Genomic DNA, 2,466 nt, shown 5'->3' with positions numbered 1-2,466 from the left:
TGCGCCGGATCCGCTCAGGGCGTGTCAGCCGTGAGGCGGGGGCGCGGGGGCGGCCGTCATGGGATCAGTCCTCCGCCGTCGTCGCCGCCGTTGCCGTTGCCGCCGTTGGGCTGGCCGCCGGTGGTCGTCTCCCCGGTCGTCTCTCCGGTGGTCGTCTCCCCGGTGGTGGTCTCCCCGGTCGTCGTCTCCCCGGTCGTCTCACCGCCGGGGTCGCCGCCGTTCGTCGCGCCGCCGGTCTGGCACTCCAGGTCCCACGGCTCGCAGGTCTGGCTGGGCGGGGGCGACGTCGAGGGCGGCGGGCTGCTGGTCGGGTCGTCCGGCTCCTCGGTGGGCTCGGTCTCGGTCGGCTCGGGGTCGATCGACGACTGGGTGGGCGACGGTACGCCGCCGCCGTCGACGATCTCGCCCAGCGGGCCGGGCTCCGGGAACTGCATGACCTTCTCGCCCTGCAGGGCGGCCTTCATGTAGTTGGTCCAGATCTCCGTCGGGATCGCACCACCGTGGATGGAGTCGAAGCCGCCGGTTCCGTTCATGGACAGCAGTTCCTGCTTGTCGCTGCGCGGATCGGTCCGGAAGAGGGTGACGGCCGTGGACAGCTGCGGGGTGTAGCCGACCCACCAGGCGGACTTGTTCTTGTCGGTGGTGCCGGTCTTGCCCGCCGCGGGCCGGTCGAGGTCCAGCGCCGCGGCGCCGGTGCCGGAGCCGTACTCGCCGAACTCGCCCTCGATGACGTTCTCCTTCATCACCTTCGTGACGGTGTCGGCGACGTCCGCGTCGATGCCCCGCTTGGTGGGGTGGTCCTGGTACCCGTCCAGCTCCTTGCCGTCCTTGACCACCTTCGTCACGGAGTACGGCTCGATGTGCTCGCCGGAGGCGGCGAAGGTGCCGTACGCGCTGGCCATACGGATGGCGCTGGGGGTCGAGGTGCCGATGGAGAACGAGGCGTTGTTGTTCGGGTCCATCGAGTCCTCAAGGATGCCGACGCTCTCGGCCGTCTCGCGGATGTTGTCCAGTCCCACGTCGATGCCGAGCTGGACGTACGGGGTGTTGATGGACAGCCCGGTGGCCATGTTCAGGTCGACGTATCCGTAGCTGTTGTCGCCCTCGTTGACCTGCCGGAAGTCATCGCCGCCCGGTCCTGGCATCGGGTCGCCGTTCTGGTCCCGGATTATGATCTTGTTGTTGCCGTTGTACTTGCTCTCCGGCGAGATCGGCTGGCCCTCGCTGCGATACGTGCCGTTCTCGAAGGCGGAGGCGAGGACGAACGGCTTCCAGGTGGAGCCGACGGGTACGCCGAGGGTGTCGGCGTTGTTGGTGAAGTGGTCCTTGTCGAAGCCCTCGCCGCCGTAGAGGGCGACGATCTCCCCCGACGTGGGATCGACGGAGGCCCCGCCGAACTGGACGTACTTGTCCTGGTCCCGCTCCTTCGGGTCGAGGTACTCCTTGCGGGCGTCGTCGACCGCCTCCTGCATCTGCGCGACCTTCTTCTTGTCGAAGGTCGTGTAGATCCGGTAGCCGCCGCGCTCCAACTCCTCCTTGCTGATGTTGGAGGTCTTCAGGACGTATCTGTTGGCCGTCTCGATGAGATAGCCCTTCTGCCCCGTCAGACCCGCGCTGGGGTTGTACTTCTCGATCTTGGGGAACTTCTCGTACTTGGCCCGCACGGCGGGCGACATCATCTTCTCGCCGTTCTCCATGTCGACCTCGGTCTGCCGGTCGAGGATCCACTCCCAGCGCTCCACGGCGCGGGCGCGGTTGTCCTCCGGCGAGGCGCCCGGGACGGAGCCGCCCTGGGGGTCGTAGAGGTCGGGGCCCTTGAGGACCGCGGCGAGGAAGGCGGACTGGTCGGGCTTGAGGTTCTCGGCGTCGACGCGGAAGTACGCCTGGGCGGCGGCCTGGATGCCGTAGGCGCCGCGGCCGTAGTACGCGGTGTTGAGGTAGCCGGCGAGGATCTCGTTCTTGTCGACCTTCGCGCCCACCTTGATGGAGATGAACAGCTCCTGCACCTTGCGGGAGATGGTCTGCGACTGGTCGTCGAGCCGGGCGTTCTTCACGTACTGCTGGGTGATGGTGGAACCGCTCTGGGTGGAGCCGCCGGCGGCCATGTTGAACATGGCGCGGACGATGCCCTTGGGGTCGATCCCGGGGTCGGAGTAGAAGGTGGCGTTCTCCGCGGCGATGACCGCGTTCTGCATCTCCATCGGGATGTCTTCCAGATCGACGATCTGGCGGTTCCGCTCACCGCCGTACGTCGCCATCTGGGTGCCGTCGGACCAGTAGTAGACGTTGTTCTGGGCCCGGGCGGCCGCGGCGACGTCGGGCACGCTCACCAGCATGTAGCCGAGGAAGAACAGGCCGACGAGCAGCCCGATGCCGGCCACGCACATCCCCATGACCTGCTTCCAGGAGGGGAGCCAGCGGCGCAGGCCGGTGTGGTTGGAGCGGGGGTAGTCGATGAACCGCTTG

General features: G+C 67.8%; 1 protein-coding gene. It reads right to left on the bottom strand.

Annotation, left to right across the window (positions count from 1 at the left end; all coding sequences use genetic code 11):
• Positions 1-56: 56 nt before the first annotated feature.
• The coding region (locus H5J30_RS27145) for a transglycosylase domain-containing protein (protein ID WP_181789956.1) at positions 57-2,466 on the bottom strand (2,410 nt) is incomplete at its 5' end.

The sequence above is a fragment of the Streptomyces phytophilus genome (genome assembly GCF_013870535.1).
Taxonomy (GTDB): domain Bacteria; phylum Actinomycetota; class Actinomycetes; order Streptomycetales; family Streptomycetaceae; genus Streptomyces; species Streptomyces phytophilus.
The sequence above is the reverse complement of the archived record's forward strand: the minus strand, read 5'-3'. Positions and strand labels throughout refer to the sequence as shown.